The sequence below is a fragment of the Janthinobacterium sp. GW460-12-1-14-LB5 genome, assembly GCF_059423585.1.
This window is the reverse complement of record NZ_JBWKYD010000009.1, coordinates 136903-160080: the sequence shown is the minus strand read 5'-3', so window position 1 is coordinate 160080 and position 23178 is coordinate 136903. Positions and strand designations below refer to the sequence as shown.

Sequence of the window (23178 nt, the reverse complement as noted above, 5' to 3'; positions counted from 1 at the left end):
TATCGGTCGGTGCGCTGGGTTACGTAGGCAGCGCGATTGCTGGCATTGATTCCATAATTCGATTATTATTGAAGTATGGAAAACGAAAATACAACCGCAACGCAAGCTGCGCCGCTGACGAGCACGGCTGCCATCTCGGCCCTGGCCGCGCTGGCACAGGAATCGCGGCTGGCCGTGTTCCGCCTGCTGGTGCAGACGGGCCCGGAAGGCATGGCGGCGACGAAAATCGCCGAAGCGCTGGCGATCGCGCCCTCGTCCCTGTCGTTTCACTTGAAGGAGCTGGCGCACGCCAATCTGGTGACGGCGAGCAAGGCGGGGCGCTCCATCATCTATGCGGCCAATTACGCGGGCATGAACGGCTTGCTGGCCTTTTTGACCGAGAACTGCTGCGCTGGCGCGCCTTGCTGCATCAGCGAACCACATTTACTGAAGGACATCACGACATGACGATCACGATCTATCACAACACCGCTTGCGGCACCTCGCGCAATACCCTGGCCCTGATCCGCAACACGGGTGTCGAGCCCGTCATCATCGATTACGTCAAGCAGCCGCCTTCGCGCGAGGAACTGGTCGATCTGATCCAGCGTGCGGGCCTGTCCGTGCGCGCGGCCATGCGCGACAAGGGCGCCCTGTACGATGAGCTGGGCCTGGCCAATCCGGATTTGCCCGACGCGGCCCTGCTCGACGCCATGCAAGCCCATCCTATCTTGATCAACCGCCCCATCGTCGTCACGGAACTGGGCGTGCGCCTGTGCCGGCCGTCGGAAAAAGTGCTGGAAATCCTGCCGCTGCCCCAGCAGGGCGCGTTTGCCAAGGAAGATGGCCAGGCCGTGGTGGGCGCCGACGGCAAGCCGGTGGCATAAATGGAAGAGTTGCCGAACATCAGCGCCGCGCATCTGGACGTGCCGGATATGGACAAGCTTGCCCCGGCGCAGCTGTCCACGCACGCGCCACGCATCCTGCTGTTGTACGGCTCCTTGCGCGAGCGCTCGTACAGCAAACTGCTGACGCTGGAAGCGGAGCGCATCCTGCGCCATTTCGGCGCCGAGACGCGCGTGTTCGACCCGCATGGCTTGCCCATGGTCGATAGCGTGTCGCCCGAGCATCCGAAGGTGCAGGAGTTGCGCGCATTGTCGCTATGGTCGGAAGGGCAAGTGTGGTGCAGCCCCGAGCGGCATGGCGCCGTCACGGGCGTCTTTAAATCGCAGATCGACTGGCTGCCGCTGGAAACGGGCAGCGTGCGACCCACGCAGGGCCGGACTCTTGCTGTGATGCAAGTGTCGGGCGGCTCCCAATCGTTCAATGCCGTCAACGGCTTGCGCGTGCTGGGGCGCTGGATGCGCATGGTGACTATCCCGAACCAGTCCTCGGTGGCCAAGGCGTACCAGGAATTCGACGATGACGGCCGCATGAAGTCGTCGCCGTATTACGAGCGCCTGGTGGACGTGATGGAGGAGTTGTACAAATTTACTTTGCTGGTGCGCGACCGCCGCGACTACCTGGGCAGCCGCTACAGCGAACGGCTGGAGGCGGCGCCGGCCATCGTGCAGGAATTGGCGAATGCGGCCATGGAGCATGAACGGCAGTAATAAAAACGGCGCCAGTGGCGCCGTTTTTTATTGATGCAGGTCAAACACGATCAGTGATTGCGATCCACGGCAAACGAGCACAGTTGCAGCATGGATTGTTTATAAACACTGTCAGGCCAGCCGGCGATGGCATCGGCGGCGCGCTGGCCGGCGATTTCCGCCTGCTTGCGCGTGTAGTCGAGGGCGCCGCTGCTGGTGATGGCCGTCAGGACGGCATCGAAATGCTGTTCGTCGCCTTGCTCGATGCAGCTGCGCACCAGTTCGCGTTGCTCTGGCGTACCATTTTCCATCAGCCAGATCAGCGGCATGGTTGGTTTGCCTTCGCGCAAGTCGTCGCCCACGTTCTTGCCGATTTCGGCGGCGTCGCCAGCATAGTCGAGCACGTCGTCGATCAGCTGGAAAGCCGTGCCCAGCGAGCGGCCGTATTCGGCAGCCGCTTCGATGTCGTCTTCGCTGGCGCCGGCGATCAGGGCGCCCAGTTGCGCCGAGGCTTCGAACAGCTTCGCCGTCTTCGAGCGGATGACGTTCAGGTAGCTGTCCTGCGTCACGTCCGGATCGTGCATGTTCAGCAACTGCAGCACTTCGCCTTCGGCGATCACGTTGGTGGCATCGGACAGGATTTGCATGACGCGCATATTATTGAGCGACACCATCAGCTGGAACGAGCGCGAGTGCAGGAAGTCGCCCACCAGCACCGACGCGGCATTGCCGAACAGGGCGTTGGCCGTCTGGCGTCCGCGGCGCATCGACGATTCATCGACGACGTCGTCGTGCAGCAGGGTGGCGGTGTGGATGAATTCGACCACGGCGGCCAGTTCATGGTGCGCCGTGCCGCGATAGGCGTGGGCATTGGCCACCAGCAAGATCAGCACGGGACGGATGCGTTTTCCGCCTGCGCTGATGATGTATTCGGCGATCTGGTTGATCAGAATCACATCGGAGTGCAACTTTTGGCGGATCACCGTATTGACTGCGTCCATATCGGCGGCAATCGTTTGCACGATGGTGTTTTGGTTAACGTGTTTGTTAGCGTCAGACAAGGCGAACCTGCATTAGATTGTGGGTGCCGCGATTATACGACAAGGCTTGCGCGCGCGTGATGTTTGCCTATGGCTGTAGGGCAATTGTTTGATCTTGTTGGCACTGGCGTGTGTTTTCCTGTCTGCCTGGCGCAAGCCTGACATGGTGGTCAGGTTGTCGACATACCACGATCATCAAGCTTTGTGAATAGTTTTTGACGCAATTTCTCAGTCCGTGTATAATCGCTGGTTCCCCCTGTTGTGCACGGCTTGCTTTTCATGGCAGTGGGACAAATTCTTTCAACATTTGATGAGGTTTCAAATCATGTACGCGGTCATAAAAACCGGTGGCAAACAATACAAAGTTGTCGCTGGCGAAAAACTTAAAGTAGAACAGATACCGGCAGACATTGGTTCCGAAATCACCATCGATCAAGTGCTCGCAGTAGGCGCGGGCGACAGCATCAAGTTTGGTGCTCCATTGGTCGAAGGTGCAACGGTACTGGTTACGGTTGTGGCGCATGGTCGCCATGATAAGGTCAAAATTTTCAAGATGCGTCGTCGTAAGCACTACCAAAAGCATCAAGGCCATCGCCAGAATTTTACCGAAATCCAAATCGTTTCGATCAACGGCTAATCGCCGCTGTTTGACGCAGTTTGTCTACATAATCAGCTATCAAGGAGTCTTAAATGGCACATAAAAAAGGCGGCGGCACAACGCGAAACGGCCGTGATTCAGAATCAAAACGTCTGGGCGTTAAAGTCTACGGCGGCCAAGCTATCAATGCTGGCGGCATCATCATTCGTCAACGCGGCACCCCAGTGCGCGCCGGCGAAGGCGTAGGCATGGGCAAGGACCACACGTTGTTCGCGTTGATCGCTGGCAAAGTGAAGTTCGTTGTCAAAGGTGCCGGCTCGAAGCAATTCGTGACCGTTGTACCAAACGAAGCAGTACCAGCGTAATTCATTGGCGGAGCGCCAGTTCGCTCCGCAATGATCGCATGATGTAAGGCGCAAGCCTTCAATCGAAAGGCTCTGCCCAAGGTAGAGCCTTTTTAGTTTTATGGCGGCAAAATTATGAAGTTTATCGACGAAGCAAAAATCGAAGTCATCGCGGGCGATGGCGGCAACGGCTGCGCATCTTTCTGCCGTGAAAAATTCCGGCCTTTCGGCGGTCCCGATGGCGGCGATGGCGGCAAGGGCGGGTCCATCTGGGCCGTCGCCGACCGCAATATCAACACGCTCGTCGATTTCCGTTTCTCCAAAATGCACAAGGCTCGCAATGGCGAGCCTGGCCGTGGCGCAGATTGCTATGGCAAGGGCGCCGATGACATCCACCTGCGCATGCCGGTCGGCACCTTGATCATCGACAACGCGAGCGGCGAAATCCTCGCCGACCTGACCGAACACGGCCAGATCGAACTGCTGGCCAAGGGCGGCGAAGGCGGCTGGGGCAATATTCACTTCAAGTCCTCGACCAACCGCGCACCGCGTCAAAAAGGCGAGGGCAAGGAAGGCGAACGCCGCGAACTGCGGCTGGAACTGAAAGTACTGGCCGACGTGGGCCTGCTGGGCATGCCGAACGCCGGCAAGTCGACCTTTATTTCGGCCGTCTCGAACGCGCGTCCGAAAATTGCCGATTATCCATTTACCACCCTGCACCCGAACCTGGGCGTGGTGCGCGTGTCGCACGAGAAGAGCTTTGTGATCGCCGACATTCCCGGCTTGATCGAAGGCGCTTCCGAAGGCGCGGGCCTCGGCCATCAATTCCTGCGCCACTTGCAGCGCACTGGCTTGCTGTTGCACATCGTCGACCTGGCGCCGTTTGAAACCAATGTCGATCCTGTCAAGGAAGCCAAGGCGCTGGTCAAGGAGCTGAAAAAGTACGACGAGTCGCTGGTCGACAAGCCGCGCTGGCTGGTGTTGAACAAGCTCGACATGGTGCCGGAAGAAGAGCGCAAGAAGATCGTCAAGGATTTCCTCAAGCGTTTCGCCTGGAAAGGTCCCGTTTTCGAGATTTCCGCGCTGAACCACCAGGGTTGCCCGGAACTGGTGAATGCGATTTATCAACATCTGGAAGAGAAGAAACACAGCGAAAGCCGTGCCGAAGAAACGCAGATGACCGAAGAAGCGCGCGGTATCTCGTCGATCGACCCGGATGATCCGCGTTTCAAGATTCTCGACTAAGAGCCTTACCCTGATGCCGGTACAGACGATCGCTGTCGCGCCCGCGCGCAAGCAAGCCTGGCAGCGCCGTGTATTGCATCTGATCGCGTATGCTTACGGGCTGAGGGCGGTCGCCTGCCTGCTGTTCGCCGACGAGATGGCGGCCGGCATGGGCATCTTCCTCAATGGCGTCGATGGCTACAGCCAGTTCTACGCTTCCCATGTCGGTGTCTGGGGCGCTACCGCGCTGCTGGCGCTGTTCGCGGCACGGCAGGGCGAACCGCCCATCCTCGGCGATATCACTGCAATGTTGGTCCTGGCGCAGCCCGCCGGCCGTCTGTTCGCGGCCATCAGCTTCGGCTTGCCTCAGGGTTTTGTGTTGTTCATGTGCGCAATCGAGCTGACGGCGGGGCTGGCCTTGCTGCTGCTGCGTCCTGCGCGCTGACGTCTATTAAGTGAAGAGCGCCGCCCCATGAATTCCGTGATTCAAAAAGCTACCCGCATCATCATCAAAGTCGGCTCCTCGCTGGTCACCAACGATGGCCGCGGGCTCGACCATGCCGCCATCGCCCGCTGGGCCGCGCAGATTTCCGGCTTGCGCGCCCTGGGCAAGGAAGTGGTGCTGGTGAGCTCCGGCGCCATCGCCGAAGGCATGCTGCGCCTCGGTTTCGAGCAGCGCCCCACCGATATCCACGAATTGCAGGCGTGCGCCGCCGTCGGCCAGATGGGTCTGGCGCAAATCTATGAAAGCAGCTTCCGCGCCCACAGCCTCGGCACGGCGCAGGTGCTGCTCACGCACGCCGACCTGGCCGACCGCGAACGCTACCTGAATGCCCGCTCCACCCTGACGACCCTGCTGCGCCTGGGCGTGGTGCCGATCATCAATGAAAACGACACGGTCGTCACCGATGAAATCAAGTTCGGCGACAACGACACCCTGGGTGCCCTGGTGGCCAACCTGATCGAGGCCGATGCGCTGGTCATCCTGACGGATCAGCACGGCCTGTTCTCGGCCGACCCGCGCAAGGACCCGAACGCCTACCTGATCACGCAAGGCATCGCCGGCGATCCGGCCCTGGAAGCGATGGCGGGCGGCGCCGGCTCCAGCCTGGGGCGTGGCGGCATGCTGACGAAAATCCTCGCCGCCAAGCGCGCCGCCAAGTCCGGCGCGCACACGATCATCGCCTGGGGCCGCGACAGCGACGTGCTCAGCCGCCTCGCGCAGGGCGAAGCGATCGGCACGGAGTTGCGGGCACAAACGGGCCAATTGACGGCACGTAAGCAGTGGATGGCCGATCATCTGCACACGGCCGGCGCCGTCGTGCTCGACGCGGGCGCCGTGCAAAAGCTGCGCCAGGAAGGCAAGTCACTGCTGCCGATCGGCGTGACGGGCGTGAACGGGGAATTTGGCCGCGGCGCCGTCATCACCTGCGTCGACGTGGATGGTGTGCCCGTGGCGCGCGGCCTGTCGAACTACACGAGCGGCGAAGCGCGCCGCATCATGCGCAAGCCGTCCACCGAGATCGAGTCCATCCTCGGCTACATGGAAGGCCATGAGCTGATTCACCGCGATAATATGGTCTTGCTGTAGGCGGCAACGGGGCCGATGCCTGCATCGGTCCCCGCTTACAGTTGTCCATAACGAAAGCCCACGCCCAAGGCCAGCGGCCATTTTAGCCACAGCAGCAGCAGCAATCCCCCATACCATAGCGTGAAGAGGCCGTGCACGAGCGGTGCGGGCAGGTAGCGCAAGAGAAATTGGTACACCTTAACTCCCGGGTAACAGTGGTGCAAACAGGACCGCCAGGCAGGACCAGGCCGCCTGCAAGTCGCTGGTCGACGTCAGCGCGAAGCTGAGTATGACAAATTGCAAGGTCAAGAACCAGCTGAAAACACGCCAGAGGGCGTAGCGGCGCAATTGCTCCGCCCATGGCATGTGCTTGCCCCACAGGTAGACGATGGCCAGGCCGGCGCCGTGGAACAGGCCCCAGGCCAGGTAGCGCGGCGACAATTCATGCCACAGGCCCAGCACGATCATGCTGCCCAGGCTGGCAAACAGGTATTGCCGCGTGCTTGAGAGGATGGGCCGGAAGACGAAATCGCGGCACCATTCCGACACCGTGATGTGCCAGCGGCGCCAGAAATCGGGCAGGTTGCGGGCTGCAAAGGGAAAATGGAAGTTTTCCGGTACGCGCATGCCCAGCAGAGCGGCAAAGCCGATGGCGATATCGCAATAGCCCGAGAATTGCCAGTACAGGTTCAAGCCATAGCCCACCAGCGGCAGGTAGGCATCGAACCAGGCGTTGCCTGTGGGTAGCTCCAGGCCGTGGAGTTTGTAGTTGATCAAATATCCGGCCAGTAATATCACCTTGCAGTAGCCATACAGCATGCGCTGCAAGGCTTGCGAGGCGAGTTGCTTGTCCCAGCGGGCGCGCAGCAATTCCATGCGGAAGGCGTCGTAACGCTGGACCGGACCGACGGCCAGGGTTGGTGGAAATAGCAGATAGCCCAGAGTCGTGGCGGCGCGGCCATCGCGGGCGACGTTGCCGCCATGCTCGGCGATCAGGTGCCAGGCTTTCAGCGAAACAAAAGCGTAACCCAGATATGCGGCCAGGCCCTGGCTGGCTTTTGCATACTGGTAAGCGATAAAGGCGAGCAGCACACCGGCCAGCCCCAGGGTCTGCATCATGGCCGGGCGGCGCCACTGCGGGCCGCAAATGAAGGCCAGCCAGGCCAGCAAGGCGCTCCAGGCCGCCACGCTGCTCCAGCCATCATGCGCCAGCAAGATGGCACCGCCCAGCGCCAGCAGCCAGGTCCGCCATGCGGGTGGCAGGCGCCAGTAGAGCGCGACCAGCACAGACATGCACAGCATGCCGAAGGTTGTCAGCCAGACCATGTCAGCGCCCGTCCCGCAACTGCTGTAATTGCGTGGCCCACCAGGGCGCAAACAGACGTGCGCCAGCTGCGTTCATGTGGCTGCCATCGCAATGCAGGTCTTGCTGCGCGTAATGTGGGGATGTGAGGTAATGAATATTGGGGCCTGGTGGCAGTGCTTGACGTAATCGCGACAGCCAGCGTTGTTTTTCTGGCGCGATTATTTGTTCCACCAATTCGGCGCGTCTCAGCTCAAGCAGCACGATACGTACGCCACGTTGCGCCAGACGTTGCAGGCGCCTGGTCAGTTGCGGGTTGACGGCCCGGTTGTTAAAAACGAGTTGTATATTGGCAGCATTTTTGAGCGTTTCGCGCCGCCGAATATAGGCCGGGACGGCGGCGCACGCAAAAACTTCGCGTTGGTCAACAAGTGCGGCATAGACCTGTGGCGGTGCCACGCGTACGTCCCCGGCAAGCCGGAAGGCCAGTCCCTTGCTTTCCAGGATGAAATCTTGTCGCAGTTGATCCATGATCAAGTTGTCTTGCTCGGGCAATAGAATGTTTTCGTCTATGACCAGAATGTCAGGGGGATTGCGGTCAATGATGTCCAGGCTGGGTTCCAGGTAGCCGATGCCTGGGCCGGGTTTGGTCATGCGCATCCAGTCGATGCCAGGCAGCGCTATCGGTGCCAGCGCAGGCGGCGTGGCGGCCCATAGCAGGGACGAACCCAGGCCCAGCACGCGTACCTTGCCACCGGACGGCGGTGCGGAGAGAAACTGGCGTGTATGATTGGCAATGGCGTAGTCCGGCTCGCGCCACGGCGCCCAGCGCAATAGCGCCAGCAGCGCGAGCACGCCTGCCATCAGCACCGCGCTGTACAGCCAGATGCGCAGAGGAGGTGCGCTTGCCATCTCAGCGCGTCAGCCGTTTGATCAGTTGTACGGTGGCGTCCATCGTTTCCATGTGCACCACGTCCGATGGACTCAGGCGTACCTTGAACAGGGTTTCCAGGCCGATCACGAAGTTGATATGCGCCAGCGAATCCCAGCCTGGCGTATTCGCGGGACCTGAGTCACCCGTCAGGACGCCCGCCGGGAGGTTGAAGAGTTCCGTTGCCAGCGCGAAGATGTCTTCCTGTTGATTGCCGTGTGCGCTGGCCTCCACCGGACTTTGCGAGAGCGCGTGCTGCAACTGCGCTGTGATGACCTTGCCGGACGGCGTGCGCGGCAACTGGCCCGTAAAACTGATGCGTTTAGGCAATTCATGAGTTCCCAGGTGCTGGGCGCAATGCTGCAGCAGTTGCTGCTGGTCCGCTTCCATGCCGGGGCGTAATACGACGCAGGCGACGGGGATGTCGCCCCAGGTCGGGTCGGGCAAGGCGACGGTGGCCGCTTCCAGCACGGCCGGATGCTGCATCAGCACGCCATTGATGGCTGCCGGCGACAGATTGTAGCCGCCGCAAATGATCACATCCTTGAGGCGCCCCGTGATCCAGTACACGCCATCGCTGTCGCGCCGCGCCAGGTCGCCCGTATGCAGCCAGCCGTCGCGCAACACGGCGGCGGTGGCTTGCGGATTGTCAAGGTAGCCATGCATCAGGTTGGCGCCTTGCAGGCACAGTTCTCCTGCTTCATCACAGCCGGCCGCGCTGCCATCGTCGCGCACGATTTTGGCCAGCATGTCGCGCGGCACCCCCACGCTGCCGATCTTGTGGCTGGCCGCATCCGGTCCCGCATACAGGCCGCAAGCCCCCGTTTCGCTCAAGCCATAGGTATTGATGAGTTTTACATTGAAACACTGGCTGAAGCTGGTCCAGGTGGCTGTGCTCAGGGGCGCACTGCAGGAAATGGCAAAGCGGAAATGACCATTGTCGAAATTTTCCGCCAGGTGGGCGCCATATTGCTGGAGCAGGGCCAGCGCCGTCGGCGCGGCGATCAAATGGCTCACCTGTTCGCGGTAGATGGCAATCAGGATGGCTTCGATGGCCACGATGCTGAATGGGGCAGGACGCACCAGGGTACAGCCCCGTTGGTAAGCCAAGAGCACGCCTTGCACCAGGCCATCGGCGTGCGACAGCGGCATCAAGTTCAGCACGCGGGAGGCGGGCGTCAGTGCGTAGTGTTCGCCGATGGTATGCAGGTGGGCGAGCAGCGCGGGCCAGTGCATTTCCACGCCTTTTGGCCGTGCCGTGCTGCCGGAGGTGAACACGACATAGGCGGGACCATCCTGCCGTGCAGGCGGCAAGGGCGCCGGTGCCGGCGCTGCCAGCAGGCCGGGCCAGTTGTCCAGGTCGGCGGGCGCTCGTCTTCCCAGTAATTTGCTCAGCAGCGCTCCCTTGGCCTGGACGGTGCCGACGCGGATCTGCTGCGCTGGCAACGGTACATGCTCGGTGCGCCACAGGTCGATGATGTCCGCATCGGCAATGACGCCATCGATATGGGTATGTTGCAACAGATCCTTGACTTGCCGCACGGCGGTGCCTGGATCGAGCAGCAGGGGAATTGCGCCGGCGCGCATGCAGCCGAGCAGCATAGGGGCAAATGCCAGATCGTCGCGCACCATCAGCAGCACGCGCTTGTTTTGCAGGTCGTTTGCGGTCAGTTTGGCCGCCACTTGCAGCAGTTGTGCTTCCAGGTCGGCATGCGACAAAGACTTGGGGCCGATCAGGAAGGGCGTATTCGCAGGCGTGGGGCGAGTCTGAAACATGGTATGTGGTTGGTTATGGTGCGATTGAATGAGCCAGCGCGCGGCGGTCGAGTTTTCCTGCTGCCGTGTAAGGCAAGGCTGCCTGTAGGCGCAATTCGCGGGGGAAGGCTTCGATGTGCGCGTGTTGACGGCAAAAGGCGACAAAAGCGGGCAATTCGAAGCCATCATCGACCACCAGCAGGCCGATCAAGCCCTGCGGCCCGGCGGTGACGGCCGCGTGCCGTACCCGCGGATAGCTGCACATGGCGTGTTCAAGCGGGGCAGGATGGACGATGTCGCCATATTCGTTCTTGAGCTGATCGTCGTGCCGGCCCAGCAGGGTGATGTTGCCCAGGCCATCGTGGCTGGCGATATCGCCCGTGTAGATCCAGCCGTCGCGGGCGATGGCTGCCGTTTGCGCCGGATCCCCCCAGTAGGCGCTCATCAGCTGGTTGCTGTGCACGCGCAGTTCCCCTGCCTGCCCCGGCCCCAGCGGCTGGCCATCGCCATCGCAGATTTGCACCACGGCGCCGGCGGGGCGGCCGCAAGCCTGCGCGGCGTCAGGAGCATGCTGGAACAGCATGCACAGGCCGCCCGTTTCCGTCAGTCCGTAATAATCGATGATGGCGAGCCCCATGCGCTCGCACAAGGCCGTGTGCAGCGCCGATGGCAGGGGCGCGCCCGTGGAGATGATTTGCCGCAAACCGGCCGGGTGCAGAGTCAGGTGCTCCGGCAGCCGCTGCAGCATGGCCAGCCAGGCGGGGCCTGTCGCCAGCACGCTCACGCCATGGCGCTGGGCCGCCTGCAAGGTCTTGCCGACATTGCCTCGTTCGCTTTCGTCGGCCAGGTACACGCTGGCGCCGGCAAACAGGGCGGCGACCATGGGATTGCGCAAGCCGCTCATGGTGTGGCAGTCGCCCAGCGACAGCAGGACGTCTCCGTCGTGCCAGCCAAATTCCGTGGCCGCTAGCTGGCCGCTTTGCAGCAGCGAACGCTGGCTGTGCACGACGCCCTTGGGCGTGCCGGTGCTGCCTGAGGTAAACAAAATCACGGCAGGATCGTCGGGATGGACGGCATGTCCGGATAGGGCTGGCGTCGATGGCAGGTCCATCCAGTCTTCCAGCAAGGTTGACAGTTCGGGCAGCGCACAGTCGGGCGGCAAGATCGCTGCCGTTTCCTGGCCGATAGCGTCGAGCAGCAGTGCCGGGCATGTTGCCAGGGCAGCGGCGCCGTGACGGGGATGATCCAGCACCAGCAAGGCGGGTTCAATGCGTTCAAGCAAAGGCTGCAGCAAGGCGGGCGTGTCCGCGAGTTCCTTGCGCAGGGGAACCACGACAGCGCCGATGCGCCAGCTGGCCCAGCTGAGCAGCATGGCTTCAGGATGTTGCGCGCACACCATGACGATGCGGTCGCCTGCCCGGATACCCATCGCCAGCAGACCCCGTTGCAAGGCCGGCACGAGCAACTCGACTTCCGCCCAGCCAAACGCGCTGTCGTCCATGCCACACAGCAATAGCGGGCGCTGCTGGTACAGGGTCGGCAGCAATTCCCACAGATATTCGAAGGTTTCTTCCTGGGGCAGCGGACGCACGATCTGGCTGGCGTAGTAGGACTGCAAACGGGCCATGGCGCCGCTGATGGGAGCCGTCTGCAGCAGTTCCATATCGACCATGTTCCTGGCCTGCTGGCAAACGTATTCCACTGGCAGCTGCAGACGCTGCGCCACTTGCTCCAGCGTACGCAGCTGGCCTAGCTGGAACAGGATCTGCAACTGCTCCGCACTCAGCTTTTGCGGGCCCAGGTGTGCCAGACGTTCCGCATAGCATGGGTGGCGCAGCAGCAAGTCGTCCATCAAGCCGCCCAGTGCGTTCGCATCGGGGATGGCGCAGCCATTCAGGCCGTCGAACCGCAGCAGGGCATTGACGACGGCGCGCGATGCGGGCACGGCGACGTCGAGATCGGCCGGGCGCAGCGGCGCCCCTTCCCATGCGGGCGGCACCAGCGCCACCAGGCCGTTGTAGTGCGCCGTGTCCGGTTCGCCATGCAGCGGTCCGCTGGCGTCGAACAGGGTCACTTCCGACATCACCAGCGTCTTGCGGTCGCCGCGTGCTTGCGCTGCATCAAAACGCTGCTGATAGCGTCGGCCATGAACGATGTTGCCGCCGCGCTCGAAGTACGGCACGGGCTGGCTATTGGCCATGTGTACGTGCGGGAAGATGACCGGTGCATTGCTGCGGGCGATGCGCAGCATCTCGCCGGCAAAGGTCAGCGGCGCATAGCGATGCAGCGAATCGAGACCGTGAATCAGTGCGAACGTGCCGTCGAGAAAAGGCATGGGACTGCCCGGTGGCAAGAAAATGATGTCATGGTTGGGTGCGCGTTGCCCCGCAGGCAGCCAGTGCGCGTATCCCATGTAACCGAGCACATCGAAATTGCCTTCCCATACAGAAATAACATGCTGCTGGGGAAATGCCGCTGCCAGCATTTCGCCACTCCAGCCCGTGCGGCCCCAGGTGTCGAGGATGAGGTCGCCAGCTTGCAGTTGCTCTCTGGCCAGGTCCAGCAAGGGATAAAAGGCACGCGTGGATTCATTGAAGGGCTGAAAGGCGGCGTAGCGGTCGGGAATGCGGCGCACATGGCGGCGATGCATGAAGGACAGATATTCGGCGCTGGGCGTCAACTGGGCACGCAGCGCCGACAGCATTTGCTTATCGCAGCCTTGCCGCGCTTCCGTAAATAGCGCAAAGCCTTGCACGACGGGAATCTCGATCGCGCACGCCGGACAGCTTAATATTGCTTCCATGACATGTGCCGACGTCCCAGCTGGCGTGTCGCCGTGCAGGGGCTGCCGGCAGGCGGGGCAACTCAGGATGTCTAGCGTCGTTTGCAACATGGTGTCGTCGTTCGTGAAAGTGGGTTGTCAGACGACGGCCGGCATCGGCGACTTGTCCTTGTAGTCGCACAGGTCGGCGATCATGCAATTCCAGCATTGCGGCTTGCGCGCCGTGCAGGTGTAGCGCCCGTGCAAGATGAGCCAGTGGTGGGCGTCGTGCAGGAATTCCTTGGGGATGAATTTCAGCAGTTTTTGCTCGACGATATCGACATTCTTGCCTGGCGCGATGCCCGTGCGGTTCGAGACGCGGAAGATATGCGTGTCGACCGCCATCGTCGGTTCGCCGAACGCCGTGTTCATGACCACGTTGGCCGTCTTGCGGCCCACGCCGGGCAAGGCTTCCAGCGAGGCGCGGTCGCGCGGCACTTCGCCGCCGTGCTGATCGAGCAGGATCTGGCAGGTGGCGATCACGTTCTTCGCCTTGGTGCGGAACAGGCCGATGGTGCGGATGTAGCTGGCCAGCTCGTCCACGCCCAGGGCCAGCATCTTGGCCGGGGTATTGGCGACCGGATACAGCAAACGGGTCGCCTTGTTGACGGACACGTCCGTTGCCTGCGCCGACAGCAGCACGGCGATCAGCAGCTCGAACGGCGTCGTGTATTCGAGTTCCGTTTTCGGGGACGGGTTGGCGGCGCGAAAGCGCGTAAAGATTTCCAGGCGTTTGGCGGCGTTCATGCGTCTTTTTTCGGGGCGTTGGGGGCGGGCGGTTCGGTCTGGGCGCTGGCGGCGGCCTTGGCGCGCGCGCGCTCCATGGCGGCGGCGATGATGGCGCGCTTGCGCTCCTTTTCCGCCTGTTCGTCGGGTGTGACGGGCACTTCCTGCGTCACTTCGCGCATCTTGGCGACGGCCTTGGCGGCCAGGCGCGCCTCGTTTTCCTCGCTTTCGCGGCGCAGGCGCTGCGTGCGGAAATCGTGGCGCGCGCGCGCGTCGTCCGCTTCCGCCTGGCTCCAGGCATCCCAGCCCGTGGCGTCGCCGCTGACCGGGTACATGACGATGCAGTCGACGGGGCAGGGCGCCACGCACAGGTCGCAGCCCGTGCACAGGCTGGTCACCACCGTATGCATCTGTTTGGCGGCGCCGACGATGGCGTCGACGGGACAGGCCTGGATGCACAGGGTGCAGCCGATACACAGCGATTCGTCGATGTAGGCGACAGATCGCGGACGTTCGAGGCCGTTGACGGGATTGAGCGGAATGACTTTTTTGCCCAGCAAGCCGGCCAGGCGCACGATGCCCTGCGCGCCGCCCGGTGGGCACTGGTTGATGTCGGCGCTGCCTGCGGCAATCGCTTCCGCATACGGGCGGCAGCCGTTGTAGCCGCATTTGGTGCACTGCGTTTGCGGCAGCAAGTCTTCGATCTGGTCGGCAAGTGAGGGAGGAACGGGATGCGGCACGGTCGTCTTCAATACGCTAAAACGTCATTATCGGCCATCTGGCCCGCATACAAGTAAAAACCTGTGTTGCGAGAGGGGCATAGCGGGCTGTTGCGGGCGCGCCGCAATCGTATTTTATTTCTCCCGGGAATGTCAAAGTGCAAATAAACAACTTTGAAAATTCCTTTTTTTATGGGAGCATGATTTTTATCAAGCCAGTGATCAAAAAAAGCCGACCGCCAGTCCTGTTGCCGCGCCTGCATTGCCATGCGCGCCAGGCCATAGGAGCAAAACATGCGTTTCCTCCGGACAGTTGGTTTGCCCTTCTGTTTCTTTATGCACTCTGCGCTTGCCCTTGCGCACGGGCAGGCAGTATCTTCCATGGCGGCGCCGGGCGCTGCCAGCTCGCGCATCGTCCGCTTCGCGGCGGAAGACTGGCCGCCCTTCATTTCCCGCAGCCTGCCGGCCGACGGCATGTCGGGCGCGATGGTCAGCGCCGTCTTCGAGCGTCTCGGCTATACGGTCAAATATGAGTATTTTCCCTGGAAGCGCGCCATGCAGTTTGGCCTGGCCAGTCCCCGCTATGCCGGTTTTCTGGCCGTCTGGCGCACGCCCGAACGGGAAAAACTCTGCCACTTTTCTGTTCCGGTTGGCAATACGCAAGGCGTGCTCGCATATCTGAAGGAAGATGGCGTGCCTGGCGCCACCCTGGCGGAACTGGGCCAGTTGCGCATCGGCACCGTGGCCGGCTATTCGAATGGAGAACAGTTCGATGGCATGGTGGCGCGCGGCGAGCTGAAGACGGAAGAGGGCTTGAACGACGCGACGAATCTGAAAAAACTGTTCATCAAGCGCTACCGCGTTATCGTCATCGAGCGCCATGTCCTGCAGCACTTGCTGATGGGGCGCAACTTCAGCAAGGCCGAGCGGGAACGCATCGCCATCATCGATACCGTCTTCAAGGAGCGCCCCGTGCACGTGTGCTTCCAGCGCACGGCAGACGGCGCGGCGCAGCAAAAACGCTTCAACGAAGCGGCCCGTGAAATCGATACGGCCAGGCTGGAACGCGATTACTGGAAGCGGCTCGACCAGAGCCTGGCTAGTGCCCCGTCCCTTCCCTGACGTCCCGCGGCACTGTTGTTAGTTGCCAAAACGAAATATCTAAATACGAAACCATTCGTTCTTGTTTGTTTGTCCATCCTTTAGTCTGCAGCCACTGTGTTGACGACTTTGAAAGGATGTTTTCGTATGCTGGAACTGATTCACAAGCATTCCCCCGCACCACGCTTGCGGCAACTGGCGCACGCCGTCTCGCTGGCCGTGCTCGTGCTGGGCGCGCCCAGCGCGGCCCATGCGCAAGCGGCGGCGGACGGCGCTGGCACGCTCGCCGGCGCGCCGCTGGACGCCGTCATCGTCACGGGCGCGCGCGGCACGGGCCGCACGGTGGCCAATAGCGCCGCGCCGATCGACGTGATCAGCGCGCAGCAATTGCAGGCCACGGGCAAATTGAACCTGCTCGATGCGCTCGATACGGCCTTGCCATCGTTTAACTTACCGGCCCGCGTACAGCCCGACCTGGGCAGCATCGTGCGCGCGGGCCAGCTGCGCAACCTCGACCCATCGCATACCTTGGTGCTGGTCAACGGCAAGCGCCGGCATACGACGGCCATCGTCAATGAGGATGGTTTTCCCGGTTCCGTCGCCACCGACCTGGCCCTGATCCCCACGGGGGCCATTGCCCGCGTGGAAATCCTGCGCGACGGCGCCTCCGCCATCTACGGTTCCGACGCCATCGCCGGCGTCATCAACATCATCCTGAAAGCGGATGACAAGGGCAGCTTCAGCACACAGCTCGGTTCCACCTACGACGGCGACGGCACCAACGGTTCCGCGCGCATCGACGGCGGCACGCGCCTGGGCGAGCACGGCTTTGCCCACTTCGGCGCCGAAGTCCAGCGCCAGGGCATTGCCGTGCGTAACTTCGGCTTGAATCCCGGCTATCTGTCGTATCCGGCCGTGCGCAACAGCGATGGCCAGCTGGTCAAATTGGGGCCGAACAACAGCTTGCCGGCCGGCGCTTCGCCTAACCCGGCCGAAGCGACGCGCAACAGCAATCCCTGGCGCAATACGGGTGTGCCGCAAAGCACGACCGCCTCGCTCAGCGCCAACGTCGGCTATGACGTGTCGAACGAGGTGCAACTGTACGGCTTCGGCACGTATGCGCACCGCAATGCCCGCTCGGCGCAGAATTTCCGTCTGCCCAATACCATTTTCAATAACAACAAGGGCTTGCTGGCCGTGTATCCCGACGGCTTCACGCCATATGAAACGACGAGCGAAAACGACTTTTCCTTGACGGGCGGCATCAAGGGCGAGACGGCGGGCTGGTCTTGGGACCTGAGCACGACATATGGCCGCGACGATATCAACGTGGGCGTGGAGCACTCGGCCAACTACTCGCTGACTTATCCGGGCGGCAAGACGGATTTTGATATCGGCAAGCAGCGCTATAGCCGTTCGACCACCAACGCCGACCTGCGCCGTCCCGTGCCGCTTGGCTTGAGCGAACCGGCCGACCTCAGCGTCGGCCTCGAGTATTCGCATGAAACGCAGCAACGCAGCCCGGGCGAGCCTGCTTCCTGGCAGGGCAGCGGTTCGTCGGCGCTGGCGGGCTACCTGCCCGTCGATGCGTCCGACACGGCGCGCCACAGCTACGCGGCGTATATCGGTCTGGGCGCCAAACTGACGCCGCAGTTGCTGCTCGATACGGCCTTGCGTGCCGAAAAATATTCCGATTTCGGCAGCAAGACGACGGGGCGTTTGTCGGCCCGCTATGACGTCACACCCGCTGTCGCCGTGCGCGGCACCGTCAGCAATGGCTTCCATGCACCGAGCCTGGTGACGCAATCGTATTCGAACACGTCCGACCATGCGGGCGTGCCCTACACCCTGGCGCAGCCCAATTCGCTTGCGGCGCGAGCCTTGGGCGCGCAAGCATTAAAACCGGAAAAATCGACGAATCTGTCGGCCGGGCTGACCTTCAATCCTACGCGGACCCTGCGCCTGGCCGTTGACGCGTATCAAATCAAGGTCAGCGACCGCCTCGGTGTGTCGTCGAACATCGGCATCGACCGCAGCTCGGGCGTGGCGCTCGACGGCAGCGGCCGGCCGCTGACGGCGGCGCAAGCGGGCGTGATTGAAAACCTGCTGCGTTCGGCGGGCTTGACGGTCGGCAATGGCCTTGTCGCGCATTATTTTGCCAACGTGGGCGACACGCGCACGCGCGGCATCGATTTCACGGCGGAAGATGTGCTGCGCGTGGCCGACGGCAAGCTGCGCTGGACGGCGGCGGCGAATCTCAACCATACGAGCCTGGTGGGCAAGGCGGAACTTCCCGCCGTGCTGCAAGGCTTGCCGAACATCGGCACCCTGAGCAAATCGGCCGAGTACGACTTGCTGTACCGCGCGCCGCGCGACAAGGAAATCCTCACCCTGGCGTATGAAAAAGCCGGTTGGGCATTCAATGTACGCGAGACGCGCTACGGCAAGCTCAAGCGCCTGAACGCGATCACGGGCGGCGATTACCAGCTGAAAGCCGCCTTTGTGACGGATGTCAGCATCGGCTACGACATCAGCAAGCGCCTCAACGTGACGGTGGGCGCCAACAATGTCTTCGACCAGAAACCGAACCAGGTGCCGCGCGAGGCGCGCAGCGCCGCGAATCTGGCGCAGTACACGGGGGCTTACGACAACTCGGGGCCATTGGGCGTGCTGGGCGGCTATTACTACGCCCGCGCAACACTGTCATTCTGATTTGCCGCATCCCTCTACCGATCATCAAGAACAGGAACTCCTATGTCTGACAAAAATCAACACGCGGCCATCGACCTGGAATGGGCCAATCTCCTTTCTCCGCAGCGCCGCACGGTCTTGCGCGGCGGCGGCCTGGTGGCGGCGCTGGCCGCCTCGGGGCTGGCGGGGACGGCGCTGGCGCAGGATGGCGCCGTGAAACGGGTGAAGCCAGGATCCGGCAAGAGTCCGTGGGGCGAGCATACGGACACGGCGCCTACGCCGCGCCCCGTCAGCGTGCGGCCCGGCGAGGAAGCCTTGCCGGGCAAGCCGCGCGCCTATACGGATATCGAGAGTTATCACGCGCATATCTATTTTGACGAAGACAGTTACCAGAAGGCGGCGCTGATACGCAAGTGGGCGGCCGAACGCTTCCAGATCGAGCTGGGCGACTGGAACCTGGAGCCGCGCGGCCCGCACGTGACGCCGTCGTTTTACTTTGGCTTTACCAATGACCTGATATCGGTGATCGTGCCGTGGCTGCAGCTCAACAGCCTGGGCCTGACGATATTGATCCACCCGAATACGGAAGATCCGCGCGCCGACCACCTGTATTACGCGCTGTGGGTGAACCGCTCGCAGCCCGTGAATGGCTATGCGATGAAGAAGCCGGGGCCGGGCGAGCCGAGGGTCGAGCAAATCTTTGTCAATACGCGCCCGACGGTGAAAATCGAGCGCGCGTGAGCCGGGCATAAAAGAAAACGCCACGCCAGTATGAACTGGCGTGGCGTTTCGATGGAGATTGCGTGTATTAGCCGTGCTTCTGAATGAATTCGCCGATTTTCGGGCAAATGATCTCGCGCCAGCGGCGGCCCGAGAAGATGCCGTAATGGCCACATTTTGGCGCCACGAAATCTTGCTGCATCTCGGCAGGGATGCCGGAACACAAGTCATGCGCTGCCTGCGTCTGGCCGGCGCCGGAAATGTCGTCCAGTTCGCCTTCCACGGTGAACAGCGCCACGTTCGTGATGTCTTGCGGGCGCACCAGCTGGCCGCCCACTTTCCACGTGCCCTTCGGCAGGCTGAATTCCTGGAACACGGTCTTGATCGTTTCCAGGTAGTACTCGGCCGGCATGTCCAGCACGGCGTTGTACTCGTTGTAGAACTGGCGGTGGCCTTCCGCCGGTTCGTCGTCGCCCGTCACCAGGTGCATGTAGAACTCGCGGTGGCTTTGGGCGTGGCGGCCCGGGTTCATGGCGATGAAACCGGCGTGCTGCAGGAAGCCCGGATACACCTTGCGGCCAAAGCCCGGGTAGTTCGGCGGCACCGCGTAGATCACGGTGTTTTCAAACCACGAGAATTTCTTTTCCGTCGCCAGGTTGTTCACTTGCGTGGGCGAGCGGCGCGGGTCGATCGGGCCGCCCATCATCGTCATGGTTTTCGGCATGTGCGGATCTTTGGCCGTCGCCATCAGCGAAATGGCCGCCAGCACGGGCACGGTCGGTTGACAGACGGAAATGACATGCAGGTCGGGCGCCAGCAGGCGGATGAATTCCTGCACATAATAAATGTAGTCGTCCAGGTGGAACGGGCCTTCCGTCAGCGGTACCATGCGCGCGTCCGTCCAGTCGGTGATGTAGACATCGTGCTCGGCCAGCAAGCCGCGCACGGTATCGCGCAGCAGGGTCGAGTGGTGACCGGACAGGGGGGCAACCAGCAAAACTTTGGGCTGTTGCAAGCCAGTGGTTTCTTTTTTGAAGTGAATCAGGCGGCAAAACGGTTTTGTCACGACAACATGTTCGCGGATGTCGACGCTCTCGCCTTGGACGAGAACGGATTTGATGTCGAATTGCGGTTTTTCGTAGTCTTTGCCAAGGCGGTACATCAGCTCGTAGCCGGCTGCGATGCGTTGCGAAAACGGGGTGTGGGCCAGTGGAGAAACCGGGTTGGTAAATAACTTGGAGGACATGTCTGCCCATTGCATCACCGGAGTGAGGAAAGAGCGTTGCAGTTCGTGCAGTTGGTAAAGCATATAGAGTCCTTGTTTAATTCCAAGCGCCAATATCGGCTCAAATATCATAATCCAATTTTACGATATTTGTTGAGGACAAAATGTGCTTTACCGCGCACAGGTCCACAGTTTGCGCTTTGCTGTGACAGCGCGCCACACTTGCGTGGATAGACCTGCAACGATGCCATAAAAGCAAAAAAAGCAGCGTTTCCGCTGCTTTTTGTACATTTTTTTGCCGCCACGCCCCTGCGGGGAAGAGTCTCCGCCGGAACTGCCGCCGCAACTGCCGTGCGCTTAGCGCACCAGCATGTCGAGCTTGTCCTTGACGTCCTTGTATTGCTCGGCTTCCGGCAAGGCAGCCTTCGTCTTGGTGATCGAGGGCCAGTTGCGGGCCAGATCGACGTTGATCTTGATGAAGGCTTGCTGGTCGCCCGGCACGTCTTCTTCCGCGAAAATCGCGTTCACCGGGCACTCTGCCACGCAGACGGCGCAGTCAATACATTCGTCCGGATCGATTGCCAGGAAGTTCGGGCCTTCCCGGAAACAATCTACCGGGCAGACATCGACGCAGTCGGTATAGCGACAGGCGATGCAGGATTCGGTGACAACGTGGGTCATAACAGTCCTATCAATTTGGGGGGAGGTGCTGTAGCGCCTGCAGGAACCTCGGCGGCGCATACTAAAGCAAAGCATTGTATTTTAAGGCAATTCGCTATTTCTCACAAATCCCGCTTATATACAATACATATAAGCAAATTCATTTTTTGACAGTGCCGTTGCTGCGCAGAGCGGGCATTTCAGCGACTATCCGGGACGTTGCCATGAAGAACGCGGCAAGAAAGCGACAGTCGCCCGCCGCGGCAGGTTGCGGGGCGGGTGGCGTGCTGGCTTACCGTGTGGTGTTTTTGTTTTACTCAGGTCAAGAGCGCTACAAATACATGCCAGAAAAATCAGGCGCTGGCACGTATTTGCGTCAGCAACTGTTGCCAACGTGCATTTTCAGCACTGCCATCCTCGGCAAACGTGATGGTGCGGCGCGCGCTGGGCGCGTCGACGGTGATCTGCCAGTGGGGAATGTCGGCGCCGACCTGTTCCACCGTGGCTGGCGGCTGCGTGAAAAAGCCGCTGCTGGCCAATGCCGCTTCCAGGCGGGGGCCAGCCGGATGGGCTTGCGTATCGATGTCGTACTGTTCGCTCAGGCCGGCAAAGCCGCCGCTGCTGCGGGCTGAAATTTTCATGCTGCTCCTTGCTGTTGTGGGTGGTGGGCCGCGCCATGGCCAGCCGCTGGTGCGGCTGGCCTGACGCGGGCGCGCTGGTGCGCTGCCTTGTGCTGTCCTGTTTACCGTGGACCGTAGCTGCGGCACCAGGCGGCCAGTGCTTCGCGCTCCGCTTCGAGCAATTGATCCGACTCGCTGTATTCCGCATGGTTCATGGTACCGCAGCAGGCGCGCCTGTCCTGCACGGCGTCGTCTTTGTCGACGACATCGGCGGCAAACGTCATCTGGCCATCGTCCGTCATGGCATTGGCCTTGAGCACTTCGCGCACGGTAAAGCTGTTGCGGATGAAATCGAGGTAGGCGCCGTTGCCGTCGGCCTGGGCGATCGTCAGCATGTGGCCGGCCACGTCGGCATATGTGGCGGCCTGCTCGGGCGATGCCACCAGGGCGCGCAAGACCAGGCTGCGCAGGTAGTCGCCGCAGCGGTGCAGCACGGCCGCGTCGTCTTCCAGCTGGGGCTGGCGTTCGTGGGCAAAGATGTCGGCCAGGATGTCGTAGATGGCGCCCGTAAACACTTGCGAGATGGCGTGCACTTCCGTGCCTGCTTCCGACAATTTGATGTCGTTGTCGGCATTGCGCAAGCCGTTCGGCCGGCCCAGCGCCAGGCCGAATTGCTCCGCCAGGTCGGCCAGGAAGGTTTTATCGTGCAGGTCGGATTTCGTTTGCGCGATCACCGCTTCCACCTGGTCCAGCTGCGACAGGGCCAGGAAGATGGCCGTCAGGTCGCCGAACGACTCGTGCAAGCCGCCCGTTTGCGGCGGATTGTTGCTGAGCAGCCAATTCGGCTTGAGGCCATCGAGCACGGCGTGCCCCGTTTCATGCGAGACGATATCGAGCGAGCGGCAGGTGTAGACGCGCTCGGTGGCGCCGCTGGGGATGAAGTCGCCGAACTTGAGCGCCTTGTCGCTGCGGCTGTAATACGCGTTCATGACGTTGGGCAAGCCGTGCGGGAATACGCGCAGGGGCGCCGTATTGCTGGCGCTATTCCATTGCCAGGGCAGGGGCGGCGCCGTGTCATTGCTGGCCAGCGCGCGCTGGTACATGGTGAGCGTCATGCGCACGATGGCAAACGTGTGCACGGCGTCGAACTGGTCGGTGTTCGGCGAAACGATGAAGTCGCCGAAGGCATTCGGGCTGACCTGCGCGATGCCCGGTTCGCCAAAGGTGATGCGCGCGTCGCGCGGGCCTTGCAGGATCAGCCCGGGCAGGAAGGCCTTGCGTGTGCCCAGGTCGCTGACGGACGGATCTTGTTTCCAGATCAGCACGCGTGAGCCGACGGGCACGGCGGCCAGGTTGCGCACGGTTGCCTCCGTCAGGCGGGGCGGACCCGGCTGCAAGGTCAGTTGCGCATTCTTGCGGTGCAAGCGATACGGCGCCGAGGGGGTAGGGACGTAGCCGACGGGCAGGGACACGCATTTGGTCAGCACGGCTTCGACCGGCACGATGACTTTCTGGTCCATGGTGGTTCTCCAAGACACTCGCAACTGGAACTGGAATAG

At 61.8% G+C, this 23178-nt stretch carries 24 protein-coding genes; 11 read left to right on the top strand and 13 right to left on the bottom strand.

The features are described from left to right. The first annotated feature begins 75 nt into the window (after positions 1 to 75). Genes AC07X6_RS11615 through arsH form a run of 3 tightly spaced genes read left to right on the top strand, consistent with a single transcriptional unit; the run spans position 76 to position 1592 of the window. A complete protein-coding gene (locus AC07X6_RS11615) occupies positions 76 to 447 on the top strand; it encodes an ArsR/SmtB family transcription factor (protein WP_494791050.1) in 372 nt (123 codons plus the stop codon). Beyond that, positions 444 to 866, top strand: coding sequence for an arsenate reductase (glutaredoxin) (arsC, locus tag AC07X6_RS11610; protein ID WP_494791049.1), 423 nt, complete (start codon positions 444 to 446; stop codon positions 864 to 866). The genes AC07X6_RS11615 and arsC overlap by 4 nt, the downstream gene beginning before the upstream one ends. Continuing rightward, a complete protein-coding gene (gene arsH, locus AC07X6_RS11605; RefSeq protein WP_494791048.1) occupies positions 867 to 1592 on the top strand; it encodes an arsenical resistance protein ArsH in 726 nt (241 codons plus the stop codon). Between the two features lie 50 nt (positions 1593 to 1642). Here the strand turns inward: arsH and ispB are convergent, their stop codons facing one another. Next, positions 1643 to 2632: an octaprenyl diphosphate synthase gene (gene ispB / locus AC07X6_RS11600; RefSeq protein WP_099395339.1), complete on the bottom strand. Its 990-nt coding sequence runs from the start codon at positions 2630 to 2632 to the stop codon at positions 1643 to 1645. A 304-nt stretch (positions 2633 to 2936) separates the two neighbouring features. Here ispB and rplU point away from each other — a divergent pair, with 304 nt between their 5' ends. From rplU to proB, 5 genes are all read left to right on the top strand, one after another. Continuing rightward, positions 2937 to 3248: a 50S ribosomal protein L21 gene (gene rplU / locus AC07X6_RS11595; RefSeq protein WP_034754730.1), complete on the top strand. Its 312-nt coding sequence runs from the start codon at positions 2937 to 2939 to the stop codon at positions 3246 to 3248. A gap of 53 nt (positions 3249 to 3301) precedes the next feature. Next, positions 3302 to 3574 carry a 50S ribosomal protein L27 gene (gene rpmA / locus AC07X6_RS11590; RefSeq protein WP_070219281.1) on the top strand — a complete coding sequence of 91 codons (273 nt, stop codon included), beginning with the start codon at positions 3302 to 3304 and terminating at the stop codon, positions 3572 to 3574. A gap of 114 nt (positions 3575 to 3688) precedes the next feature. After that, positions 3689 to 4798 (top strand): GTPase ObgE, encoded by a 1110-nt coding sequence (gene obgE / locus AC07X6_RS11585; RefSeq protein ID WP_071325171.1) that lies wholly within the window; start codon positions 3689 to 3691, stop codon positions 4796 to 4798. Between the two features lie 13 nt (positions 4799 to 4811). Further along, on the top strand, positions 4812 to 5222 hold the full coding sequence (locus AC07X6_RS11580) for a hypothetical protein (RefSeq protein WP_494791047.1): 411 nt from the start codon (positions 4812 to 4814) through the stop codon (positions 5220 to 5222). A 27-nt stretch (positions 5223 to 5249) separates the two neighbouring features. Then, on the top strand, positions 5250 to 6368 hold the full coding sequence (gene proB, locus AC07X6_RS11575; protein WP_494791046.1) for a glutamate 5-kinase: 1119 nt from the start codon (positions 5250 to 5252) through the stop codon (positions 6366 to 6368). A 35-nt stretch (positions 6369 to 6403) separates the two neighbouring features. Here the strand turns inward: proB and AC07X6_RS11570 are convergent, their stop codons facing one another. The 8 genes from AC07X6_RS11570 to AC07X6_RS11535 are packed head-to-tail and all read right to left on the bottom strand — an operon-like array spanning position 6404 to position 14898. Further along, complete coding sequence (locus tag AC07X6_RS11570) at positions 6404 to 6544, bottom strand: hypothetical protein (protein ID WP_175533213.1); 141 nt, start codon at positions 6542 to 6544, stop codon at positions 6404 to 6406. 1 nt (position 6545) lies between these two features. After that, positions 6546 to 7673 carry an MBOAT family O-acyltransferase gene (locus AC07X6_RS11565; RefSeq protein ID WP_494791045.1) on the bottom strand — a complete coding sequence of 376 codons (1128 nt, stop codon included), beginning with the start codon at positions 7671 to 7673 and terminating at the stop codon, positions 6546 to 6548. A 1-nt stretch (position 7674) separates the two neighbouring features. Next, positions 7675 to 8562, bottom strand: a complete 888-nt coding sequence (locus tag AC07X6_RS11560) for a hypothetical protein (protein ID WP_494791044.1) — start codon at positions 8560 to 8562, stop codon at positions 7675 to 7677. 1 nt (position 8563) lies between these two features. Further along, positions 8564 to 10357 carry an AMP-binding protein gene (locus tag AC07X6_RS11555; RefSeq protein WP_494791043.1) on the bottom strand — a complete coding sequence of 598 codons (1794 nt, stop codon included), beginning with the start codon at positions 10355 to 10357 and terminating at the stop codon, positions 8564 to 8566. A gap of 13 nt (positions 10358 to 10370) precedes the next feature. Beyond that, the gene (locus AC07X6_RS11550) at positions 10371 to 13229 is read right to left on the bottom strand and encodes an AMP-binding protein (RefSeq protein ID WP_494791042.1); all 2859 of its coding nucleotides are present in this window, start codon (positions 13227 to 13229) and stop codon (positions 10371 to 10373) included. Positions 13230 to 13256: 27 nt separating this feature from the next. Next, positions 13257 to 13904 carry an endonuclease III gene (gene nth, locus AC07X6_RS11545; RefSeq protein ID WP_230538761.1) on the bottom strand — a complete coding sequence of 216 codons (648 nt, stop codon included), beginning with the start codon at positions 13902 to 13904 and terminating at the stop codon, positions 13257 to 13259. Next, complete coding sequence (gene rsxB, locus AC07X6_RS11540) at positions 13901 to 14623, bottom strand: electron transport complex subunit RsxB (protein WP_494791041.1); 723 nt, start codon at positions 14621 to 14623, stop codon at positions 13901 to 13903. Before rsxB ends, nth begins: the two co-directional genes overlap by 4 nt. An 8-nt stretch (positions 14624 to 14631) precedes the next feature. Next, positions 14632 to 14898 carry a hypothetical protein gene (locus AC07X6_RS11535; protein WP_494791040.1) on the bottom strand — a complete coding sequence of 89 codons (267 nt, stop codon included), beginning with the start codon at positions 14896 to 14898 and terminating at the stop codon, positions 14632 to 14634. A gap of 85 nt (positions 14899 to 14983) precedes the next feature. On the opposite strand from AC07X6_RS11535, the gene AC07X6_RS11530 reads away from it, so the two are divergent. From AC07X6_RS11530 to AC07X6_RS11520, 3 genes are all read left to right on the top strand, one after another. Then, positions 14984 to 15724 carry a substrate-binding periplasmic protein gene (locus AC07X6_RS11530; protein ID WP_494791039.1) on the top strand — a complete coding sequence of 247 codons (741 nt, stop codon included), beginning with the start codon at positions 14984 to 14986 and terminating at the stop codon, positions 15722 to 15724. Positions 15725 to 15850: 126 nt separating this feature from the next. Beyond that, positions 15851 to 18415 (top strand): TonB-dependent receptor plug domain-containing protein, encoded by a 2565-nt coding sequence (locus AC07X6_RS11525; protein WP_494791038.1) that lies wholly within the window; start codon positions 15851 to 15853, stop codon positions 18413 to 18415. 42 nt (positions 18416 to 18457) lie between these two features. After that, positions 18458 to 19135: a DOPA 4,5-dioxygenase family protein gene (locus AC07X6_RS11520; protein ID WP_494791037.1), complete on the top strand. Its 678-nt coding sequence runs from the start codon at positions 18458 to 18460 to the stop codon at positions 19133 to 19135. Positions 19136 to 19202: 67 nt separating this feature from the next. On the opposite strand, the gene AC07X6_RS11515 is transcribed toward AC07X6_RS11520, so the two are convergent. The 4 genes from AC07X6_RS11515 to AC07X6_RS11500 form a co-directional block, all read right to left on the bottom strand. Further along, entirely contained in the window at positions 19203 to 20423 is a 1221-nt protein-coding gene (locus AC07X6_RS11515; RefSeq protein WP_230538755.1) for a polyhydroxyalkanoate depolymerase, read from the bottom strand. 273 nt (positions 20424 to 20696) lie between these two features. After that, positions 20697 to 21020, bottom strand: a complete 324-nt coding sequence (fdxA, locus tag AC07X6_RS11510) for a ferredoxin FdxA (protein ID WP_010395176.1) — start codon at positions 21018 to 21020, stop codon at positions 20697 to 20699. Between the two features lie 332 nt (positions 21021 to 21352). Continuing rightward, positions 21353 to 21640, bottom strand: coding sequence for a protealysin inhibitor emfourin (locus AC07X6_RS11505; protein WP_474294964.1), 288 nt, complete (start codon positions 21638 to 21640; stop codon positions 21353 to 21355). 101 nt (positions 21641 to 21741) lie between these two features. Next, the gene (locus AC07X6_RS11500; RefSeq protein WP_494791036.1) at positions 21742 to 23139 is read right to left on the bottom strand and encodes a hypothetical protein; all 1398 of its coding nucleotides are present in this window, start codon (positions 23137 to 23139) and stop codon (positions 21742 to 21744) included. Positions 23140 to 23178: the final 39 nt, after the last annotated feature.